The sequence below is a fragment of the Pseudactinotalea sp. Z1732 genome, from assembly GCF_049724975.1.
Taxonomy (GTDB): domain Bacteria; phylum Actinomycetota; class Actinomycetes; order Actinomycetales; family Beutenbergiaceae; genus CALKWS01.
The window spans coordinates 385,721-404,925 of the sequence record NZ_JBMPQC010000001.1 but is presented as its reverse complement, the minus strand read 5'-3'; the positions used below and the strand labels follow the sequence as shown (position 1 = coordinate 404,925).

Genomic DNA, 19,205 nt, shown 5'->3' with positions numbered 1-19,205 from the left:
CGACGGATCGCACCGCCCACATGCCCACATCTCCCCGGGGCGAAGACACGGCCATGCCCGGGGTTGATCGGTGCATGATGGGCACAACTTGACCACGCCCACCACCCCCGAGGAGCGGACGTGCTGCAGCTGCTGGCGCTACACCTGGTAGCGGCTCTGGCTGCCCCCACGCTGATGCGTGTGTTCGGCCGGCGCGGCTTCATCGTGCTGGCACTGGTTCCCCTCTCGGTGGCGGTGTGGGCGCTGGCGCATACCCGCCAGATCATGGACGGCAGCCCTGTCCATGTCCAGGTCAATTGGATCCCCACGCTCGATGCCACGCTGGACTTCCGCGTCGACGGTCTCACCTGGCTGATGATGCTGCTGGTCGGCGGAATCGGGTCGATGGTGCTGTTCTACTGCGCGTGGTACTTCGCCAGCGGCGCCAAGTACCTGAACCGGTTCGCCGCCACCTTCGTCGCCTTCGCCGGGTCCATGCTCGGTCTGGTCGCCACGGACAACACGCTGGTGCTGTTCGTGTTCTGGGAACTGACCTCGATCACCTCCTACCTGCTGATCGGACACTACTTCGAGCGGAAGGGCTCGCGCCGTTCGGCGATGGAAGCCCTGGTGGTGACCGTGAGCGGCGGCCTGGCGATGCTCGGTGGTGCCGTCATCCTGGGAGAGATGCCCGGCGGGTCCTATCGGTTCTCCGAACTGGTGGCCGCGCCCCCGGAGCACTCTGCGCTGCTGGCCGCCGCCCTGGTACTGGTGCTGTTGGGTGCGCTGAGCAAGTCCGCCCTGGTGCCGTTCCACTTCTGGCTGCCCGGTGCGATGGCCGCGCCCACGCCGGTCAGTGCCTACTTGCACGCCGCCGCCATGGTCAAGGCCGGTGTGTACCTGGTCGCTCGTCTCGCGCCCGGCTTCGCCGAGAACCCGGTGTGGTACTGGATGGTGCTGATCAGCGGCTCGGCCACGATGCTGCTGGGCGGATACCGGGCGATGCGCCAGCACGACCTGAAACTCCTGCTCGCCTTCGGCACCGTCTCCCAACTCGGCTTCCTCATCCTGCTCGTGGGCCAGCCCGACCGCGGTATCGCGCTGGCCGGTCTGGCCCTGCTCGGGGCGCACGCGATGTTCAAGGCGGCGCTCTTCCTCACCGTCGGCGTCATCGACGCCGCCGCCGGCACCCGGGACCTACGCGAACTGTCCGGTCTGGCCCGCAATCTCAAGGGCGCGTTCGTTCCCGGGCTGCTCGCGGTGATCTCCATGGTCGGGCTGCCGCCGGCGGCCGGTTACGTGGGCAAGGAAGCAGTCCTGGAGGCGCTCAACGACGGCGGAGAAGCGCGCCACTGGGTGCTGATGGTCGTGGTGGTGGTCGGTTCCGTTCTCACCTTCGCCTACGGTGTGCGGTTCCTCTGGGGCGCCTACGCCCGCAAGGCGGGAGTGCCCGAGACCCCGCTCGATCGCGAGCACGTCGGGCTGTTCATCTCCCCGAACCTGCTGGCCGCCGGCGGACTGATCGCCGGATTGCTGCCCGCGCTGGGGGAGTACCTGCTCGCCCCGTACGCCCTGAGTTACCCGGTGGGGCAGCCCGGGCACCTGACCCTGTGGGCCGGATTCGGTATCCCACTGGGACTGACGGGGCTCATCATCGTGTTCGGGTCGCTGCTCGCCCTGGGCCGCCCGATGGTGGAGCGGTTCCAGGAGGCGATCAGCCCGCCGGTCGATGCCGACCGTACCTACCGCGACTCGATGCGCTTGCTGGACCGGTTCTCGGCCTCGCTGACCTCCTACACCCAGAGCGGTGCACTGCCGGTCTACCTGGGCGTGATCCTGCTGGTCGGGATGGCGTTGGTGACCACGGCGATGTTCACCGGCGGGGTCACCCCGGGGGAGGTCAGGTTGTGGGACTCCCCGGTCTCCGGCGCGATCGCTGCGGTGATCGTGATCTCGGCGCTGCTGGTCACCCGCGCCCGGCGCCGGATCAAGGCCGTGGTGCTGATGGGGGTGGCCGGTTACGGTGTGGTGCTGCTCTTCGCCCTGCACGGCTCCCCGGACCTGGCGCTGACCCAGGCGCTGGTGGAGACCGTCACGATCGTGGTGTTCCTGCTCGTGCTGCGCCGTCTGCCGGCCTACTTCTCCAACCGGCCCCTCGTGGCCAGCCGATGGTGGCGAGCCGTTATCGCCATCGGTGCCGGTGTGCTGATGTCCATGCTCGCGCTGACCATCCCCGGCACCCGGATCCACGAGCAGATCTCCCAGGACCTCCTCACCGAGGGTTACCAGTTCGGTTGGGGCAGCAACATCGTCAACGTGACCCTGGTGGACATGCGCGCTTGGGACACCATGGGTGAGGTCGCGGTGCTGCTGGTCGCCGCCACCGGGGTGGCCTCCCTGGTGTTCCTGCGGCACCGGCAGCGCAGTGTGGAGCGCGTCAGCGACTACGACCCCGAGCGTCCCCGCACCTGGAGCAGGGGCCTGACCCCGGACCCGGCGATGCAACGACTGGGAGAACCCGGCACACCGATCGCCGGCCGGCGGGGTCAGCCGTGGCTGCCCGGTGGTGTCACCCTGGCACCGTATCGACGCTCGGTGATGTTCGAAGTGATCACTCGGATGCTGTTCCACACCATGTTGGTGCTGTCGGTGTGGCTGCTGTTCGCGGGACACAACGCCCCGGGCGGCGGGTTCATCGCCGGGATGATCGCCGGGGTGGCGCTGATCGTGCGGTACCTGGCCGGGGGCCGCTACGAACTGGGTGAGGCGCTGCCGCTGCAGCCGGGTGGGCTGCTCGGCGGCGGGCTATTGGTGGCCACCGGCACCGGCATCGCCCCGCTGTTCTTCGGCGGTCAGGCGCTGCAGTCCTTCCGGCTGGACCTCGACCTCGGCATCCTCGGCGAGATCCACCTGCTCACCACCCTGGCGTTCGATATCGGGGTCTACCTGATCGTCATCGGACTCGTCCTGGACATCCTGCGGACCCTGGGTGCCGAAGTGGACCGTCAGGGTGAGGCCGAAGGGCGGGCCGCCCCCGACGTCGCGCACGACTCCCCCCGGTCTGCGGTCGGTGACGCCGACGTGCTGGACGACCTGAGAGCCGGCGTAGGGGGTGCGGGCGGATGATCGAAGCGAGTCCGAGCCTGGCCCTGGTGATCGCGGTCGGCGTGCAGTTCGGTGCCGGGGTGTACCTGCTGCTCGAGCGGAGCCTGACCAGGGTGCTGGTCGGCATCTACCTCATCGGCAACGGAGTGAACCTGATGTTCTTGCTCGCCGGCGGTGCCGCCGCGAGCCCTCCGCTGCTCGGGTCCGGGCCACAGGAGGAGATGGCCGATCCGCTGCCGCAGGCGATGGTGCTGACCGCGATCGTGATCAACCTGGGGCTGACCGCGTTCGTGCTGGCCATGGCCTATCGCACGTGGCAGTTGCACGGCCACGACGAGGTGCAGGACGACCTGGAGGACCGCCGACTGGCTCAGCGCCTGGAACGCGGTGAACTGGACACCCGCGACGACGACCTCGGGGTGAGCCTGGCTGTCGAGGCCGCCGAGGCCCGTGACGAGACCGAGGAACCGGGGATCGAGGAACAGCCGTCCCCGTCCACCCCGAACGTGAGCGCCGACGACTCGTCAGCCGAGGGCCCGGGTGGAGCAGTCCCCGGCGCCCCCGACTCGAAGGGGGGCGCCACATGAACTGGCTATTACCGATGCCGGTGATCCTGCCCCTGTTCGCTGCCGGCTTCGCCCTGGCCATGGCACGCCGTCCCAAAGCACAGTTGGCGGCCTCGGTCACCACCTTGACCGTGGTCCTGGGGATCGCGATCGCGTTGGTGGCGATCACCCACGCCCAGGGACCCCAGGTGGTCAACCTCGGCAACTGGAGCGCCCCGGTGGGCATCGTGCTGGTGGCCGACCGGCTCTCCGCGCTGATGCTGGTGGTCTCCGCAGTAGTGCTGCTAGGGGTGTTGCTGTACTCCGTGGCCCAGGGTCTCGCCGACGGCGATGAGGGCGCCCCGGTGGCGATCTATCACCCCACCTACCTGGTGCTGGCCGCCGGTGTGTCCAACGCCTTCCTCACCGGGGACCTGTTCAACCTGTTCGTCGGGTTCGAGATGTTGCTCGCGGCGAGTTACGTGCTGCTCACCCTGGGTGGCACGGGCTCGCGGATGCGGGCCGGGTCGATCTACGTGATCGTGTCGCTGCTGTCCTCGATGCTGTTCCTCATCGCCATCGCGATGATCTACGCGGCCACCGGCACGTTGAACCTGGCGCAGTTGAACGTGCGCCTGGCGGAGATCGATCCGAATGTCTCCCTGGTGCTGCAGATCCTGTTGTTACTGGCCTTCGGCATCAAGGCGGCGGTCTTCCCGCTGTCGATGTGGCTACCCGACTCCTATCCCACAGCCCCGGCACCGGTCACCGCGGTCTTCGCCGGGCTGCTCACCAAGGTCGGCGTGTATGCCATCATCCGTACCCAGACGCTGCTGTTCACCGACGGGCGGATGGACACGATCCTGATCGTGGCCGCGATCGTCACCATGGTGGTGGCCATCCTCGGCGCCGTGGCCCAGGACGACATCAAGCGACTGCTGTCCTTCACCCTGGTCAGCCACATCGGCTACATGGTGTTCGGAATCGCCCTCGCGAATCAACTCGGCCTGTCCGCATCGATCTTCTACGTGACCCACCACATCACCGTGCAGACGGCATTGTTCCTCGTGGCAGGGCTGATCGAGCGCAGGGGTGGCAGCACCTCGTTGGAGCGCCTCGGCAGCCTGACCAAGGCCGCACCGGCGCTGGCGATCTTGTTCTTCATCCCAGCGATGAACCTCGGTGGAATCCCGCCCATGTCAGGGTTCCTGGGCAAAGTGGGTCTGGTGCAGGCCGGCATCCAGCACGATTCGTCCCTGGCGTATGTCGCGGTGGGCGCGAGCCTCGTGACGTCACTGCTCACCCTGTACGCGGTGGTGAAGGCGTGGAACAAGGCGTTCTGGCAGACGGCCCCCCAGCCTCTGCCAGAGACCGACGTACCTCGCAGCATGTTCGCCCCCGCAGCGGTCATCGCCTCGATCGGAGTGCTGCTCGCCGTCGTCGCCGGTCCGTTGTACGCCTACACCGACGCGGCCGCGCGGGACCTGCGTGCCCAGTCGCCCTACGTCTCGGCGGTGCTGCCCGACGGCGAACGTGGCGAGGGCATCTCCCACCAGGTGGAGCCCGAATGAGAACCCAGCCTGCCCACCCGTCCGCTCCGACCGGCCTGAGCGCTTGGCTGAACCGATGGCCGATGCTGCTGTGGATGACCGCGCTGTGGGTGCTGTTGTGGGGTGACCCGACCCTGGCCAACGTGCTGGCCGGGTTCGGCGTCGCGGTGCTGCTGGTGCTGTTGACACCGATGCCCGCGGTCGGATACGCCGGCCGGGTGAGTATTCCCGGGGCGGTGTGGCTGATCGCCCGCTTCATCGTCGATGTGCTGCTCGCCTCGGTGGAGGTGTCGAAGATGGCGCTGCACCCGCGCCGGGGCCCCGAGGGCGGCGTCATCCGCATCCGGCTGCGTTCGGAGTCCGACCTGATCCTCACCCTGACCGGGGTCTTCACCTCACTGGTTCCCGGTTCGATCATCGTGGAGGCGCATCGGCTCACCGGCACCCTCTACGTGCACGTGCTCGATCTGCCCACCAGCGGGGGTGTCGAGACCTTCCGCCGGCAGGTACTCCTCCAGGAGCGGCGCCTGTTGTACGCCCTGGCCAACCAGGAAGACCTGGCCCGTGCCGGATTGCCGCGCCGGCGCTGGTGGGGTGGGCCGGACCGGGCAGCGCTGGATCCCGGCCCTGCCGGGCGCGCTGCGGGGGCCTCCGATGGCAACGCTGGGGAGGTGGACCGATGAGTGCGCCGGTGTTGTGGATCTGCGGGATCCTGGTCGTCGGAGCGGTCCTGGTGGCGCTCTTCCGCGTGGAGCGCGGCCCGAGCATGCTGGACCGGATCGTGGGCCTTGATGTGGTGATCGCGGCCCTGATCGGCACCGTGGCCCTGTGGTCGGCCACGACCGGACGGGTGGACCTGGTGCCGTTGCTGACGGTGATGGCAATCGTCGGGTTCGTGGCGGCGGTGACCCTGGCGCGGTTCGCGGCCGCAGAGCCGGAGGATGAGGGCCGGATCCTCAGCGAAGAGGAACTCCAACGGCTCGAGGCAAGGCATGCGCTGGATGACGATGCCGAGGAGGACGAGCGATGAACTCGGAACTGCTGCGCGAGATCGTCGCCTCTGCCTTCTTCATCACCGGCAGCGCGCTCGTGATGGTCGCAGCGATCGGGATGGTCCGGTTCCCGGACCTGCTGTCACGGTTGCACGCAGCCACCAAACCTCAGGTGCTCGGCATCATCCTGATGATGAACGGGCTGGCCCTGACGCTGGGATCCTGGCAAGTGGGTTGGAAGGTGCTCCCGGTGATCATCTTCCAACTGGTGACCGCTCCGATCGCCGCGCACATGGTGGGCCGCGCAGGGTACCGCACCGACAAGGTGCGTTCAGACCTGCTCGGAGTCGATGAACTCACCGAGGACCTGGAGGCCGCGCGCGCCGAGATCGAGGACACCCAGGCCTGAACGTGCCGGTGCCGGCCTCGCGCTGGTCAACGAGCGACGTCGCCGCTGGACAGCCACTTGTGGGCGCCGCGGCTGGCGTAGGCGCGGACCAACGCCACCAGCGCGCTGGAGATCGCCGCGAAGAGCACGATCTCAGCGATGGGCATGCTTCCGTCCTTGTCGTCGGTTGGTGGCTCATGACCGGTGACGCTCTTCCAGGCGGTCCCGAGGACCTTGTTCGCGACGAGGCCGGCGACGATGGTGGCAACGGCGGTGACGACTCGCTCCATGGCAGATCTCCTTTACGACGACTGCACCCAGCGTAGCCGTCCACGATCCTCGCGCGCCCGTCGGCCGCACCGGCCGACGGGGTGTAGCCTCGTGGGTGCGACAGGGGAGCGTCGGCCGAGTCAGGTGCGGCGCTGAGAGTGCGGCCACCCGCAGACCCTCGAACCTGCTCCGGTTAGCACCGGCGAAGGGAGTCGAGCATCTCTCCCGTGGCGTCGCGCCGCGGACCCCTTCTCACATCACGCTGAGGAGGAAGAATGAATCACCACACCATGTCTCGCCGCCGGCCCGGGCGGGTCGGCCCGGACCCCGGGCGGATCGGACACCTTGCCGCGTTCACCGCCCTGGCACTGGCCGTGGCCGGCTGCACGGTGGGCGCCGGGAACGACAACCCCGACACCCCCACTGACGACGACGCGGACTCCACCGCAGTAGGGGAGGGCGAGACCACCGGCGGCGAAGGCACGGTCCAGGTGGTCACGCACGACTCGTTCCACGTCTCGGAGGATCTGATCAGCCAGTTCGAGTCCGACTCCGGCTACACGCTGTCCTTCAGCGCACCCGGTGACGGGGGAGCCCTGGTGAACCAGCTGATCCTGACCAAGGACGCGCCCCTGGGCGACGTCGCCTACGGCATCGACAACTCCTTCGCCTCCCGCGGCATCGCCGAGGACGTCTTCAGCCCCTACACCTCCGCTGCGCTGCCCCCGGCCGCCGAGGACTACCTGATCGACGGCGGAGACGAACTCACACCGATCGACGTGGGCGATGTGTGTCTGAACATCGACACCGCCTGGTACTCCGAGGCCGGAGTCGCCGAGCCGTCCGACCTGGCCGACCTGACCGGGCCCGACTACGCCGACCACGTGGTGGTGACCAACCCGGCCACGTCCTCACCCGGCCTGGCGTTCCTGTTGGCAACGGTCGCCGAGTTCGGGGACGGCTGGACGCAGTACTGGCAGGACCTGGCCGACAACGGCCTGCTCGTCGTCGACTCCTGGTCCACCGCCTACTCCGAGGAGTTCTCCGGCTCGGTCGGGCAGGGCCCGCGCCCGGTGGCGTTGTCCTACTCCACGTCGCCGGCCTTCGAGGTCGGACCGGACGGGGAGGACCCGACGACGACGGCGATGCTCACCTCATGCTTCCGTCAGGTGGAGTACGCCGGGGTGCTGGCCGGGGCGGACAACCCCGAGGGCGCCGAGGCGTTCATCGACTTCCTGCTCAGCGACGCCGTCCAGGCCGACATTCCCGGCCAGATGTACATGTACCCGGTCAACCACGACCTGGAACTCCCGCAGGAGTGGACCCGATGGGCCCCCCTCGCCGAGGAACCGTTGACGGTGGACCCGGCCGAGATCGATGAGAACCGTCAGGACTGGATCCAGGCTTGGACCGACATCGTGATCGGCTGAGGATGGGAGCCAGCACCGCCCGGCCCAGCCCGGGACGGCCCAGCCTGACCCGGCCCAGCCCGGCACGGCCCGGTCCTGTCCGGGTCTGCGTGGCCGGGCGTTGCGCTGCCGCCCGGGCGGGTCTGCGCACCACGTCAACCTGTCGGTCGCGGGCCGCCGGGCAGGACGGGTCCTGAGCATGGCACGGTGGCTGCGAGGTTGGGTCTGGGTGCTCGCGGCCGCCGTGCCGCTGGTGTTCCTGGCCATCTTCTTCGCCTGGCCGGTGACCACCTTGGTGTTGCGCGGTTTCGTGCCGGACGGGGCGTGGGACCTCAGCGGCTTCACCGAGGTGTTCGCCCGCCCGCGCACCTGGCGGATCCTCTTCCTCACGATCGCGCTGGGGGTGCTCGGCACCGTCTTCTCGGTGCTGCTGGGCGTTCCCGGTGCCTATGTGCTGTACCGGCGCACGTTCCGCGGCCAGCGGATCCTGCGGGCATTGATCACGATCCCGTTCGTGCTACCCACCGTGGTGGTGGGGGTGGCGTTCCGGGCCTTGCTGGCCGCTGACGGGCCGCTGGGATTCCTGGGCCTGGATCGCACCTTCACCGCGATCGTGCTGGCGCTGGTGTTCTTCAACTACGCGATCGTGGTGCGGACCGTGGGCGGGTTCTGGGAGCGTCTGGACCCGCGCACCGAGCAGAGCGCCCGGGCGCTGGGCGCCTCCCCTGCGCGCGCCTTCTGGTCTGTGACAATGTCGGCGCTGACCCCGGCAATCACCTCCGCCGCCTCGGTGGTGTTCCTGTTCTGTTCCACTGCGTTCGGTGTGGTGCTGGTGCTGGGCGGGATCCGGTTCGGCACCATCGAGACCGAGATCTGGATCCAGACCACCCAGTTCCTCGACCTGCGCACCGCCGCGGTGCTCTCGGTGCTGCAACTCTCGGTGGTGACCGCCGCGCTCATCACCTTCTCCCGTGCCCGGGCCCGGCGGGAGGCGGCCCTGAAACTACACGGCGCCCAGCACCAGGCACGCCGGCTGCGGTTGTGGCAGCCCGTGCCGCGGCGTCGAGAGCGAGGGTTACGGGCGAAGTCGAGTGTCCGCACCGTCGGTCTCGGCCAAACGGCTCGAAGTCGAGGCCGGTTCGCCGCCCGCTGGGGCCGCCCGGGGCCGGATCTGCCGGTGGCCGCGGTGACCGCCGTGGTGATCGTGGGCCTGCTCGCGCTGCCCCTGGCTGCGCTGGTGGTGCGCTCGCTGCGCACGCCGTCGGGTACGTGGGGGCTGGACAACTACGTGGCCCTGGGCAGCACCGGCGGACCGAACGCGCTCACCGTGACGGTGTGGGACGCGGCCGCGAACTCCCTGCGGGTGGCTGTGGATGCCACCGTGATCGCGGTGGTGGTGGGCGCACTGGTGGCGCTGGTGGTCTCGCGCCGGCCGCGCAACGTGCACGCTCGCCGTGCGGTCTGGGGACTGGACACCCTCTTCATGCTCCCCCTGGGGGTGTCGGCGGTGACGGTCGGGTTCGGGTTCCTGATTACCTTGAACCGGCCGCCGCTGGACCTGCGCACGTCGATGATCCTGATTCCGATCGCCCAGGCGGTGGTAGCGATTCCGCTGGTGGTGCGCACGGTGCTGCCGGTGCTGCGGGCGATCGACCCGCGACAGCGCGAGAGCGCCGCGGTGCTGGGCGCCTCTCCGGGCCGGGTGCTCGCCCACGTCGACGGGCCCTTCCTGGTGCGGTCGCTCGGGCTGGCGATCGGATTCGCGTTCGCCGTCTCCCTCGGGGAGTTCGGCGCCACCGCCTTCCTGGCCCGCCCCGACGCACCCACCCTGCCGGTGGTCATCTTCCGGCTGATCGGGCGCCCCGGTGCGGAGAACTACGGGATGGCCCTGGCCGCGTCGGTCCTGCTGGCGTTGCTGACCGCCACCATCATGGGAGTGGCCGAACGGTTGCGGTCGGAACGGACGGGTGAGTTCTAGATGTCCCTGACCATCGATGACGCCGTGGTCCGCTACGGCGTCCGGGAACCGCGGACGACGGCGGTGGACCGGGTGAGCCTGCAGGTGGCGCCGGCGGAGGTGGTCGCCCTGCTGGGGCCCTCCGGCTGTGGCAAGTCCTCGCTGTTGCGTGCGGTGGCCGGCCTGGAGCCACTCGATCGCGGCCGGGTGTGCTGGGAGGGGGCGGACCTGAGCGACGTGCCGGTGCATCGGCGCGGGTTCGGGTTGATGTTCCAGGACGGACAGCTCTTCGCCCACCGGGACGTGGCCGGCAACATCGCCTTCGGTCTGCAGATGGAGCGGATGCCGCGGACGCAACGGGCGCAGCGGGTACGCGACCTGCTCGACCTGGTCGGCCTACCGGGTTACCAGGACCGGGCGGTGGCGAGCCTGTCCGGCGGGCAGGCCCAGCGGGTCTCGTTGGCCCGCTCCCTGGCCCCGAAGCCCCGGTTGCTGCTGCTCGATGAACCGCTCTCGGCGCTGGACCGGGCGCTGCGGGAACGGCTCGCCGCGGACCTGCACCACATCCTCCGCCGGGCCGGTACGACCGCCCTGTACGTCACCCACGACCACGACGAGGCGTTCACCGTGGCCGACCGGGTGGCGGTGATGATGGAGGGGCGGATCGTGCAGGTCGGTACCCCCGAGGAGTTGTGGGCGGCTCCGGCCGGTGCGCAGGTCGCGGAGTTCCTGGGGTACCGGCTCGTCACCGCCGCCGACGGCGCCAGGTTCGGCCTCTCGCCCCAGGCGCTGCGCCTGGAGTCGGGCGAGGACGGGGAGACTGCGGAGGAGACCGGCGGCACCGGTACCAGGTCCGGGCCCGGACCCGGGACGAGCCTGCGCGATGCCGACGATGTCCGCCTCCGCGGCGAGGTGGTCAGCGTGGGCTTCGCCCGCGGTCGCACCACCGCTGTGGTGCAGATACCTGACTGGGGCCCGCAGCGGGCCGTCGCCGAGGGCATCGTGCCCCTCGAACCGGGGGTGCCGGTCACCGTGTGGGTGGACCCCGGCGGCATCATCCGGTTCTGAGTACGCGGCCGAGACCACGCCCGCCCCGCCACCGATCGACCCGGCCGGGACCGCAAAGCGATCAGAATCGTCTCAATCACGTCACAGGTTGGTCTCATCGCACGGATTAGCCCCATGTGCTCCACGTCACTGTGTCACCATGATGCACTCGGGTGCGAGGGTCGCGCCCTGACATGTTCGGGAGAAACTATGAAGCGCTCCACGAAGAGGGCACTCGCACCGGTCGCGGCCGTGCTGCTGCTGGCCGCGGCCTGTAACGGGAATGGGAACGGAAACGGGGACGCCGGTAACGGCGATGGGGCCGATGGCGAACCGCTGCAGTTCGGCTACGTGCTGCCCGAGACCGGGCCGTTGGCGTTCCTCGGACCACCGCAGATCGCCGCGACCGGGTTCGCGATCCAGGAGATCAACGACGCCGGCGGCGTCCTCGGCACGGAACTGCCCGACGCGATCGCCGGTGACGAGGGCGGGGACCAGGCCATCGCCAGCCAGTCCGCGGACCGCGTCCTCGCCGACGGTGCGCACGCGGTCATCGGTGCCGCGGCCTCGGGTATGTCCTTGGCGATCATCGACCGGATCACCAGCGACGAGGTGGTGCAGTGCTCCGGGTCGAACACCGCACCGACGTTCACCGACTACGACCACGGCGGCTTCTACATCCGGACCGCGCCCTCCGACGCCCTGCAGGGCCCGGTGCTGGCCGAGACGGTCATCAATGACGGCCACACCGACGTGGTGATCGTGCACCTGGAGGATGACTACGGCGTCGGCCTGGCCAACGCTACCCAGGAAGCCCTGGAGGCCGGCGGCGCCAACGTCATCTCCAGCGAGGGCTTCGACGGCAACGCCACCGAGTTCACCGGTGTGGTGCAGTCGGTGGTCTCGGCCGAGCCGGACGCCGTGGTGATCATCGCCTTCGAGCAGGGCGCCCAGATCGCCCAGGGCATCATCGAGGGCGGGCTGACCCCGCAGGACATCGGGTTCTACGGTGCCGACGGGATGCGCAGCAACGAGTTGCCGAACCTGGTGGACTCCAACGACCCGGGCATCCTGGACGGGATGAAGGGTACCGCTCCGGCTTCGTCGGAGGACGCCGACTTCCTGAACAACCTGCAGGAATTCGCCGACCTGGACGAGACCCAGTTCGCACCGCAGGTCTTCGACTGCGTCACCGTGATCGCGCTGGCCGCCGAGGCCGCCGGTTCGACCAACCCGGCTGACTTCCAGCCCCACCTGATCGACGTCACCCGCGACGGTACGGACTGCTCGTCCTTCGCCGAGTGCCGCGACCTGCTCGCAGACGGGGAGGAGATCAACTACAACGGTGTCTCCGGTCCGCTGGACTTCACCGAATCCGGTGAGCCCGGCATCGCCTCGATCGAGGTCTACGGTTACGACTCCGAGGGCACCCTGTCCACCATCGAGGTGGTCGAGTCCGCTCCGACGGAGTAACAGGCGCCGGTACCGGTGGCCCGGACCCGCCCACGGCGGTGGGTCCGGGCCACCGGTGTGCCGGGCCGGGCACGCCGAGGGCCGCCGGACGGCTGCAGGGACCTCGTGGGTGGGTCCGGGCCGTCTCAGTCGCCGGTGCGGCCCAGGGTTCCCAGATACAGCTCGATCACCTTGGGGTCGTGCATCAGTTGCTGTCCGGTGCCGGTGTAGGCGTCCCTGCCCTGATCCAGCACGTAGGCCCGGTCGCTCAACTGCAGGCACCGCTGAGCATTCTGCTCCACCATCAGGATGGAGACACCGGCGGCGTTGATCCGCTGCACAGCCTCGAAGACAGTGTCCTGCATGATCGGGGACAACCCGGCCGAGGGCTCGTCCAGGAGGAGTACCTGCGGGTCGGTCATCAGGGCCCGTCCCATGGCGACCACCTGCCGCTCACCCCCGGACAGCGAGCCACCACGCTGGCGGCGACGCTCGTGCAGCACCGGGAACAGGTCCGTCACCACCTGGTACCGCTCCTCGTACTCCCGGGGCCGCAGGTACAGCCCCATCTGGAGGTTCTCCTCGATGGTCAGGGAGGGGAACACGTTGTTGTTCTGGGGCACGTACCCCACGCCCCGATCGACGAGCCGGTAAGTGGGGACCCCCACGATGTTCCCGCCGCGCAGCAGGACCTCGCCGCTGCGCACCGGCACGATCCCGAACATCGCCTTGATCAGGGTGGACTTGCCGGCCCCGTTCGGGCCGATGATGCCCACCAGCTCGCCCTCGCGCACGTGGACATTGCAGCCGTTGAGGATGTCCACCTCCGGGATGTAACCCGCCACGAGGCTGCGGCTCTCCAGCAGGATGGCGCCGTCCGGCGGGCTGTTCCGCTCGGTCGAGGTGGCCCCGTGGTCCGTGCCCGCCGGGTCGGCGTCGCCGTCTCGCTCCTGACTCATCGCTCCTCCTGCCCGCCGGACTCGGCCGGCTCGGCGCGGGTGCCCAGGTAGGCCTCGATCACCGCAGGGTTGGTGCTGATGTCGGCCGGGCGTCCCTCGGCGATCACCGCGCCCTGGGCGAAACAGATGATCCAGTCGCTGATGCTCATGATGACGTCCATGTCGTGCTCGACCAGCACGATCGTCTTGCCCTCATCGCGCAGATTCTGGATGTGCCCCAGCAGGGACTGGGTCAGTGCCGGGTTCACCCCGGCCATCGGCTCATCGAGCATGATCAGGTCCGGATCCACCATCAGAGCCCGGGCCATCTCCAGCAGTTTGCGCTGCCCGCCGGACATGGTGCCGGCGAACTCATCGCGCATGTGGCTGAGCCGGAAGCGCTCCAGCAGCTCGTCGGCGCGGGCCTCGATCTGCCGCTCCTGACTGCGCCACAGGAACGGTAACTGCGCGGCCAGGATGTTCTCGCCACGCTGGCCGGTGGCGCCCAGCATCACGTTCTCCAGCGTGGTCAGGCGCATCAGGGCCTTGGTGAGCTGGAAGGTGCGCACCATGCCGCGGCGGGCGATCTTGTAGGCGGGCAGCCCACGCAGCGACTGTCCGTTGAAGGTCCAGCTTCCGGCGGAGGGTCTGTCGAAGCCGGAGACCAGGTTGAAGAAGGTGGACTTACCGGCACCGTTCGGTCCGATCAGGGCGGTGATGGTGCCGCGCTGCACCTCGAGGTGGTCCACGTCGACGGCTCTGAGGCCGCCGAAGTGACGTGTCATCCCGGTGGCGACCAGGATCGGGTCGGGCTTGGCCACCCCGGGCTCGGGCGCGACGTCGGCCAGGGCCTTTGCCGCGATTACGGCCCCGGAGGAGGGCCCGGCCTTCTCCCGTGCCTCCTCGTGCTCGACCAGATCCTCCCGCTCGTCCAGGATCTGATCGCGCGCCGCGGTGACGTCCTCCTCGGTCCGGTCCGGGACCGGGGAGGACTCGGGGCGTGGCTTATCGGACACTGAGACGGATCTCCTCTGCGTTGCCGAGTATCCCGGCCGGCCGGAAGGCCATCAACAGCACCAGCAGCAGCCCGACGAACACGAATCTCATCGCGCTGACGTCACTGGAGGCCAAGATCGAGGACGGGATGATGCCCTGGGTGGTTGCCTGGCGCAGCAGCGCGTCGAGGAAGGTCAGCAGGAACCAGAAGATGACGCTGCCCACGACCGGTCCCATGATGCGGCTGGCACCGCCCAGGATCACGATGGCCCACAGGTAGAAGGTCACCGCCGGCATGTAGATGTCGGGGTTCACGGTCTGGCCGTGCATCGCCATCATCGCCCCGGCCAGAGCGCCGAGCACACCGCCGAGGACCAGGCTCTGCATCTTGTAGGCGTAGACGTTCTTGCCCAGGCTGCGGGCGGCGAGCTCGTCCTCACGGACCGACTTCAGCACCCGGCCCCACGGGCTGCGCATCAGCAGGAACACCAGGAGGGAGAAGAAGGCGACCAGACCCCAGGTCACCGTCATCACCCACAGATTGCGCGCGGAGAAGGAGAACGGGCCCAGCACCAGCGACTGGGTGTAGGGGTTCAGCGCGAAGAAGTCTCCCGCGAATTGACTCAGCCCGTACACCCCGCCGGTCAGCGGTTCGGCCCAGGATGAGCGGTACAGATAGCGCAGCACCTCCGCGGCCGCGATCGTGGTGATGGCCAGATAGTCCCCGCGTAATCGCAGGGTGGGGATGCCCAGGATCAGGGCCAGGACCACCGCGCACCCGATGCCGATCAGGATGCCGACCCACAGCGGCAGGTCCCAAGTAGCCACGCTGACCGCCACGCCGTAGGCGCCCACCAGCATGAACCCGACCTGGCCGAAGTTCAGCAACCCGGTGTAGCCGAAGTGCAGGTTCAGCCCCACCGCGGCGAGCGCGTAGATCGCCGCCTCCGGCCCGATCGCCCCGCGCAGTGCGTTGGCAAGAATGTCCATGAACTCCATATGCGACCTCCCGCGCCTAGCCGGCGCGCTCCGCTCTGCCGAAGATCCCCTGCGGGCGCAGTAACAGCACCAGGATCAGCACGAGCAGCGCCCAGAAGTTCTGCAGCGCCGGCGGGAACCAGAGCGTGGACCACTGCGAGACCAGCCCGATGATCAGGCTTCCGACCATCGCCCCGTAGGCGCTGCCGATGCCACCGAGGATCACCCCGGCGAACATCAGCAGCAACAGATAGAAGCCCATGTCCCAGTACACCGCCGAGGTCAGGCCGTAGAAGACCCCGCCCAAGGCGGCCAGGCCACCGCCGAGCACCCACACCATCAGGATCACCCGGCTGACGTTGATCCCGGAGGCCTCGGCCAGGTCCTTGTTGTCCGAGACCGCACGCATAGCCTTGCCGATCCGGGTCTTGGACAGCATGATCCCGATCCCGACCATGATCGCGAACGCCAGCAACGTCACGATCAGGTCCCGTGGGGTGATGCGCACCATCCCGATTTCGAGGGCGGTCTGCACGGTGTAGGTGTCGTACTGCCCGCGCCTGGAGCCGAACACCACCAGCAACAGGTAGCGCAGCAGTAGGGACAGGCCGATGGAGATGATGAAGAGTTGGATCAGTCCGGTGCCGCGTCGTCGCATCGGCAGCCACACGGTCTTCTCCAGGGCCCCGGCCAGGAGCGCACCGACCACCATCGCCAGCGCCGCAGCCAGGATCAGTGGCACGTTCCCCGGGGAGGTGGACAGGAAGAAGGCGGTGACCGCACCGAGCGTGACGAACTCGCCGTGGGCGAAGTTGATCAGGCGCGTGGTGCCGAAGACCAGGGACAGACCCACAGCGGTGATGGCGATGATCGCGCCGAGTTTGATCCCTTCCACGGTCAGTTGCGCGAACCGGGCGGAGAAGGAGGCGCCGCGGGGCTGCTCGGTGGCGATCGCGCCCTCGTCCTCCTCCGGGGTGGCGGCGTCATCGACGGCAGCGTCGTCGTCGGTTTCGGTCTCGGTGGGTTCGGTGCCCGGCGCCGGCTGCTGGGTCTCATCGGCGCCGATCAGCGGGAACGGCACCCTGGTCTGCAGCCGGCCCGGGCGCACCAGGATGTCCTCGCGGCGCTCACCGGCCTCCTGCTGGGGCTGCAGGTCCGCGGGCAGCGTGTCCACGTCCAGGACGACGTCGAAGGTGCCCGGGCCGGGCACCTCCAGTTCCCAGGCGCCCTCGCCGTCGGTGACCGACTCGCCCAGTTCCTCGCCGGCCTGTTCCAGGGTCAGGCCCGCACCCTCGACCGGGTCGCCGTCGGGGTCGTTGATGGTGCCGAAGAGCACCTGGGCATCGCCGTCATCGGTGCTCATCGGGGCCGGACCGCCGCCGGGAAGGGCGACGGCGGTCGCGGCCGCGGGAGTCATGACCAGGAACAGGAACAGGGTCGCCAGCAAGGGGGCGATGCGTCGCTGCACGGCACACTCCTTCCTTGGCATCGCGCAAAGTCAACCACAACCGGACGAGCATCAGATGACAATTGATCAGATTGATATCTGCGCCGCGCCCCGCCCCGCTCAAGCAGGCGCGGGCTCAGTTGGTTCCCAGTTGCCACGCACCCCAGATCGAGGTGACGCGGTAGCCGAGGGCGACGTTGATGGCGAGCATGTGCTCGTTCTCCTGGGCGTTCCAGGTGTGCACCCGGCGCACCCGCGGGGCTTCGCGGGCGAGCAGGTCCAGGTTCGCCGTCTTCAACAGCATGCCGAGCCTGTGTCCGCGGTGCGGCGTGAGCACCACGGTGTTCTCCTGGTAGGCCACCTGGGGCTTGCGCGCATCGAGATGGATCTCGGTGTAGCCGGCCAACTCCCCGGTGCGCGCATGCATTGCGGCGGTGGTGATCGAGCGCATCCCGGAGGCGGACAGCACCTGCTCGGCGTGCCGGATCCGGTCGCCGTCCCAGGTCTCCTCCTGGTAGTCCAACTCACCGGTGGGTGCGTCCGTGCTCATCGCCCGCAGCAGGACCGCCATCCCCGCCAGCCAGCGCTGTGGCACCGGGCCGGTCCAGGAGACGAGTTCGTAGTCCTCCCCCGCGCCGGCCCTCGCGGCGGTGTTCAACCCGGCGAGCAGGCCATCGGGCAACGGCAGGTGCTGCACGGAGTGCCGGTCCACCTGCGCCAGGGTGAAGCCCCGTTCCCGGGCGAATCGCACCCCGCCTTCCCGGGCGTCCACCCGGCCGCTCCCGGTCGGCGCCACCAGCGCATCGGGGGAGTCGGCTTCAGGTTCGGTGCCCTGGCAGGTCTCGGCGGTGACCACGGCGCGACCGGACCCCCGGATGCGGTGCAGCGCCCGGGCCCACAGTGCCGAGCCGATGCCGCGGCGCCGGTGGGTCGTGCGCACGATGACCGAGACACGGGCCAGGTGGGTGTTGTCCGTCATCGGATAGTCGAGCCAGGCGGTTCCGAGCACCGCGGCCGGATCCTGCCCGAGGTCGGGGTCCAGGGCTAGCAGCACCTCCTTGCGGGTGTCGCGCTGGTTACCCAGGCGCACCGCCACCTGTTCGCCATCCTCGGCGAGATCGTCATTGCCCAGCACCGCCACGAGATAGTCCCGGTCCAGTTCGGCGATCCCGCGGATCTGCCAGGGCGGCTCGGCCCGGACACCGGCCGCGCCGGCGCCTGATTCGGCACCGGTGGCCCCCTCGGGGGAAGCGCCGTCGTCGGCCGGCAGCGGTGCAGGAGTGATCACGAACCTGCGCATGCACCGCAGCATCCTCCTGAGCCGGTGCGGGTGCCAAGCGAATTCGTAGAACCGGGTCCAGGTGCCGGGCCTTGCTATTGTGCGGCACGAGAACGGGATGATCGATGCTCTACCGGCGTGCTGGCGGCGCGGCCGCTCGGTCCTTGGAGCGAAGGGTGTGGGGACAGTGGAGGTTGCTCCGATTCTGTTCGTCGTCGTGGTCGCGGTCGGCGCCGCGATCGTCACCCATGTCCTCAACCGTAAGCGCCAGGAGCGGATCCGGGCCTACGCCCGGCACCGCGGCTGGACATACCAGCCGCATTCGCGGGAGGTGGCGAACCGTTGGACCAGCCCTCCGTTCGACGCCGGCCGCGCCCGGCAGGCGAACGAGGTGCTCACCGGGACGTTCCACGGTGAGCAGGCCGTCTCCTTCAGTTACCGATACGTCACCGGCAATGGCAAGAACAGGAGCACCCACCACTTCCACGTGGTGGCCCTGCACCTTCCTGCGGCCCTGCCCTGGTTGCGACTCAACCCGGAGGGGTTCGGCTCGGCCATCAGCAAGCTCTTCGGCGGGCAGGACATCCGGTTCGAGTCCAAGGCCTTCAACGACACCTGGCGGGTGCAGGGCCCGGAGGGGCAGTTCCCGTTCGACTTCATCCACCCGCGGATGATGGACCGCCTCATGCAACCCGACGCGGTCGGGCACAACATCACGGTGGAGGGCCAGGACATCCTGTTGTACGTCCGTGGCCGCCAGGAGGTGGAACGGATCGACTTCTACCTCAATCTGCTCCTGGGCATCATCCAACTGATCCCCAGGCATCTGTGGCTGCGCGTGGGCCACGACCCGCTGGCCCGGCGGTAGGGCGC

Annotated in this window: 17 protein-coding genes and 1 riboswitch; of the genes, 11 read left to right on the top strand and 6 right to left on the bottom strand. The window is 69.0% G+C overall.

What is annotated here, in order from left to right; all coding sequences use genetic code 11:
* Positions 1-120 precede the first annotated feature (120 nt).
* Genes ACPL7H_RS01920 through mnhG form a run of 6 tightly spaced genes read left to right on the top strand, consistent with a single transcriptional unit; the run spans position 121 to position 6,580 of the window.
* Positions 121-3,105 carry a Na+/H+ antiporter subunit A gene (locus ACPL7H_RS01920; protein ID WP_424788715.1) on the top strand — a complete coding sequence of 995 codons (2,985 nt, stop codon included), beginning with the start codon at positions 121-123 and terminating at the stop codon, positions 3,103-3,105.
* Positions 3,102-3,671 (top strand): Na(+)/H(+) antiporter subunit C, encoded by a 570-nt coding sequence (locus ACPL7H_RS01915; RefSeq protein WP_424795466.1) that lies wholly within the window; start codon positions 3,102-3,104, stop codon positions 3,669-3,671. The genes ACPL7H_RS01920 and ACPL7H_RS01915 overlap by 4 nt, the downstream gene beginning before the upstream one ends.
* Positions 3,668-5,200, top strand: coding sequence for a Na+/H+ antiporter subunit D (locus tag ACPL7H_RS01910; protein ID WP_424788713.1), 1,533 nt, complete (start codon positions 3,668-3,670; stop codon positions 5,198-5,200). The genes ACPL7H_RS01915 and ACPL7H_RS01910 overlap by 4 nt, the downstream gene beginning before the upstream one ends.
* Positions 5,197-5,862: a Na+/H+ antiporter subunit E gene (locus tag ACPL7H_RS01905; RefSeq protein WP_424795465.1), complete on the top strand. Its 666-nt coding sequence runs from the start codon at positions 5,197-5,199 to the stop codon at positions 5,860-5,862. The genes ACPL7H_RS01910 and ACPL7H_RS01905 overlap by 4 nt, the downstream gene beginning before the upstream one ends.
* On the top strand, positions 5,859-6,209 hold the full coding sequence (locus ACPL7H_RS01900; protein ID WP_424788711.1) for a monovalent cation/H+ antiporter complex subunit F: 351 nt from the start codon (positions 5,859-5,861) through the stop codon (positions 6,207-6,209). The genes ACPL7H_RS01905 and ACPL7H_RS01900 overlap by 4 nt, the downstream gene beginning before the upstream one ends.
* A complete protein-coding gene (gene mnhG / locus ACPL7H_RS01895; RefSeq protein ID WP_424788710.1) occupies positions 6,206-6,580 on the top strand; it encodes a monovalent cation/H(+) antiporter subunit G in 375 nt (124 codons plus the stop codon). The genes ACPL7H_RS01900 and mnhG overlap by 4 nt, the downstream gene beginning before the upstream one ends.
* 26 nt (positions 6,581-6,606) lie before the next feature.
* Here the strand turns inward: mnhG and ACPL7H_RS01890 are convergent, their stop codons facing one another.
* Complete coding sequence (locus tag ACPL7H_RS01890) at positions 6,607-6,849, bottom strand: DUF4235 domain-containing protein (protein WP_424788709.1); 243 nt, start codon at positions 6,847-6,849, stop codon at positions 6,607-6,609.
* 92 nt (positions 6,850-6,941) lie between these two features.
* Positions 6,942-7,057, top strand: a riboswitch (TPP riboswitch).
* A 47-nt stretch (positions 7,058-7,104) separates the two neighbouring features.
* On the opposite strand from ACPL7H_RS01890, the gene ACPL7H_RS01885 reads away from it, so the two are divergent.
* The 4 genes from ACPL7H_RS01885 to ACPL7H_RS01870 all read left to right on the top strand — a co-directional run bounded on the left by ACPL7H_RS01885 (position 7,105) and on the right by ACPL7H_RS01870 (position 12,715).
* Positions 7,105-8,259, top strand: a complete 1,155-nt coding sequence (locus ACPL7H_RS01885; protein ID WP_424788708.1) for a thiamine ABC transporter substrate-binding protein — start codon at positions 7,105-7,107, stop codon at positions 8,257-8,259.
* Positions 8,260-8,437: 178 nt separating this feature from the next.
* Complete coding sequence (locus tag ACPL7H_RS01880) at positions 8,438-10,216, top strand: ABC transporter permease (protein WP_424795464.1); 1,779 nt, start codon at positions 8,438-8,440, stop codon at positions 10,214-10,216.
* Positions 10,217-11,263: an ABC transporter ATP-binding protein gene (locus ACPL7H_RS01875; protein ID WP_424795463.1), complete on the top strand. Its 1,047-nt coding sequence runs from the start codon at positions 10,217-10,219 to the stop codon at positions 11,261-11,263. It abuts the gene before it with no gap.
* 189 nt (positions 11,264-11,452) lie between these two features.
* Positions 11,453-12,715: an ABC transporter substrate-binding protein gene (locus ACPL7H_RS01870; RefSeq protein WP_424788705.1), complete on the top strand. Its 1,263-nt coding sequence runs from the start codon at positions 11,453-11,455 to the stop codon at positions 12,713-12,715.
* Between the two features lie 125 nt (positions 12,716-12,840).
* On the opposite strand, the gene ACPL7H_RS01865 is transcribed toward ACPL7H_RS01870, so the two are convergent.
* From ACPL7H_RS01865 to ACPL7H_RS01845, 5 genes are all read right to left on the bottom strand, one after another.
* Positions 12,841-13,653: an ABC transporter ATP-binding protein gene (locus ACPL7H_RS01865; protein WP_424795462.1), complete on the bottom strand. Its 813-nt coding sequence runs from the start codon at positions 13,651-13,653 to the stop codon at positions 12,841-12,843.
* Positions 13,650-14,648, bottom strand: a complete 999-nt coding sequence (locus tag ACPL7H_RS01860) for an ABC transporter ATP-binding protein (protein ID WP_424795461.1) — start codon at positions 14,646-14,648, stop codon at positions 13,650-13,652. Before ACPL7H_RS01860 ends, ACPL7H_RS01865 begins: the two co-directional genes overlap by 4 nt.
* Positions 14,638-15,618, bottom strand: a complete 981-nt coding sequence (locus ACPL7H_RS01855; RefSeq protein ID WP_424795460.1) for a branched-chain amino acid ABC transporter permease — start codon at positions 15,616-15,618, stop codon at positions 14,638-14,640. Before ACPL7H_RS01855 ends, ACPL7H_RS01860 begins: the two co-directional genes overlap by 11 nt.
* 25 nt (positions 15,619-15,643) lie before the next feature.
* Positions 15,644-17,074, bottom strand: a complete 1,431-nt coding sequence (locus ACPL7H_RS01850) for a branched-chain amino acid ABC transporter permease (RefSeq protein ID WP_424795459.1) — start codon at positions 17,072-17,074, stop codon at positions 15,644-15,646.
* 115 nt (positions 17,075-17,189) lie between these two features.
* Complete coding sequence (locus ACPL7H_RS01845) at positions 17,190-18,353, bottom strand: N-acetyltransferase family protein (protein WP_424795458.1); 1,164 nt, start codon at positions 18,351-18,353, stop codon at positions 17,190-17,192.
* 166 nt (positions 18,354-18,519) lie between these two features.
* Between ACPL7H_RS01845 and ACPL7H_RS01840 the strand changes: the two genes are divergently transcribed.
* Positions 18,520-19,200 (top strand): hypothetical protein, encoded by a 681-nt coding sequence (locus ACPL7H_RS01840; protein ID WP_424795457.1) that lies wholly within the window; start codon positions 18,520-18,522, stop codon positions 19,198-19,200.
* Positions 19,201-19,205: the final 5 nt, after the last annotated feature.

Coding starts and splice junctions, on each gene's coding strand:
- ACPL7H_RS01915 (WP_424795466.1), top strand. CDS start 3,102: ATGATCGAAGCGAGTCCGAGCCTGGCCCTGGTGATCGCGGTCGGCGTG.
- ACPL7H_RS01910 (WP_424788713.1), top strand. CDS start 3,668: ATGAACTGGCTATTACCGATGCCGGTGATCCTGCCCCTGTTCGCTGCC.
- ACPL7H_RS01905 (WP_424795465.1), top strand. CDS start 5,197: ATGAGAACCCAGCCTGCCCACCCGTCCGCTCCGACCGGCCTGAGCGCT.
- ACPL7H_RS01900 (WP_424788711.1), top strand. CDS start 5,859: ATGAGTGCGCCGGTGTTGTGGATCTGCGGGATCCTGGTCGTCGGAGCG.
- mnhG (WP_424788710.1), top strand. CDS start 6,206: ATGAACTCGGAACTGCTGCGCGAGATCGTCGCCTCTGCCTTCTTCATC.
- ACPL7H_RS01890 (WP_424788709.1), bottom strand. CDS start 6,849: ATGGAGCGAGTCGTCACCGCCGTTGCCACCATCGTCGCCGGCCTCGTC.
- ACPL7H_RS01885 (WP_424788708.1), top strand. CDS start 7,105: ATGAATCACCACACCATGTCTCGCCGCCGGCCCGGGCGGGTCGGCCCG.
- ACPL7H_RS01880 (WP_424795464.1), top strand. CDS start 8,438: ATGGCACGGTGGCTGCGAGGTTGGGTCTGGGTGCTCGCGGCCGCCGTG.
- ACPL7H_RS01875 (WP_424795463.1), top strand. CDS start 10,217: ATGTCCCTGACCATCGATGACGCCGTGGTCCGCTACGGCGTCCGGGAA.
- ACPL7H_RS01870 (WP_424788705.1), top strand. CDS start 11,453: ATGAAGCGCTCCACGAAGAGGGCACTCGCACCGGTCGCGGCCGTGCTG.
- ACPL7H_RS01865 (WP_424795462.1), bottom strand. CDS start 13,653: ATGAGTCAGGAGCGAGACGGCGACGCCGACCCGGCGGGCACGGACCAC.
- ACPL7H_RS01855 (WP_424795460.1), bottom strand. CDS start 15,618: ATGGACATTCTTGCCAACGCACTGCGCGGGGCGATCGGGCCGGAGGCG.
- ACPL7H_RS01845 (WP_424795458.1), bottom strand. CDS start 18,353: ATGCGCAGGTTCGTGATCACTCCTGCACCGCTGCCGGCCGACGACGGC.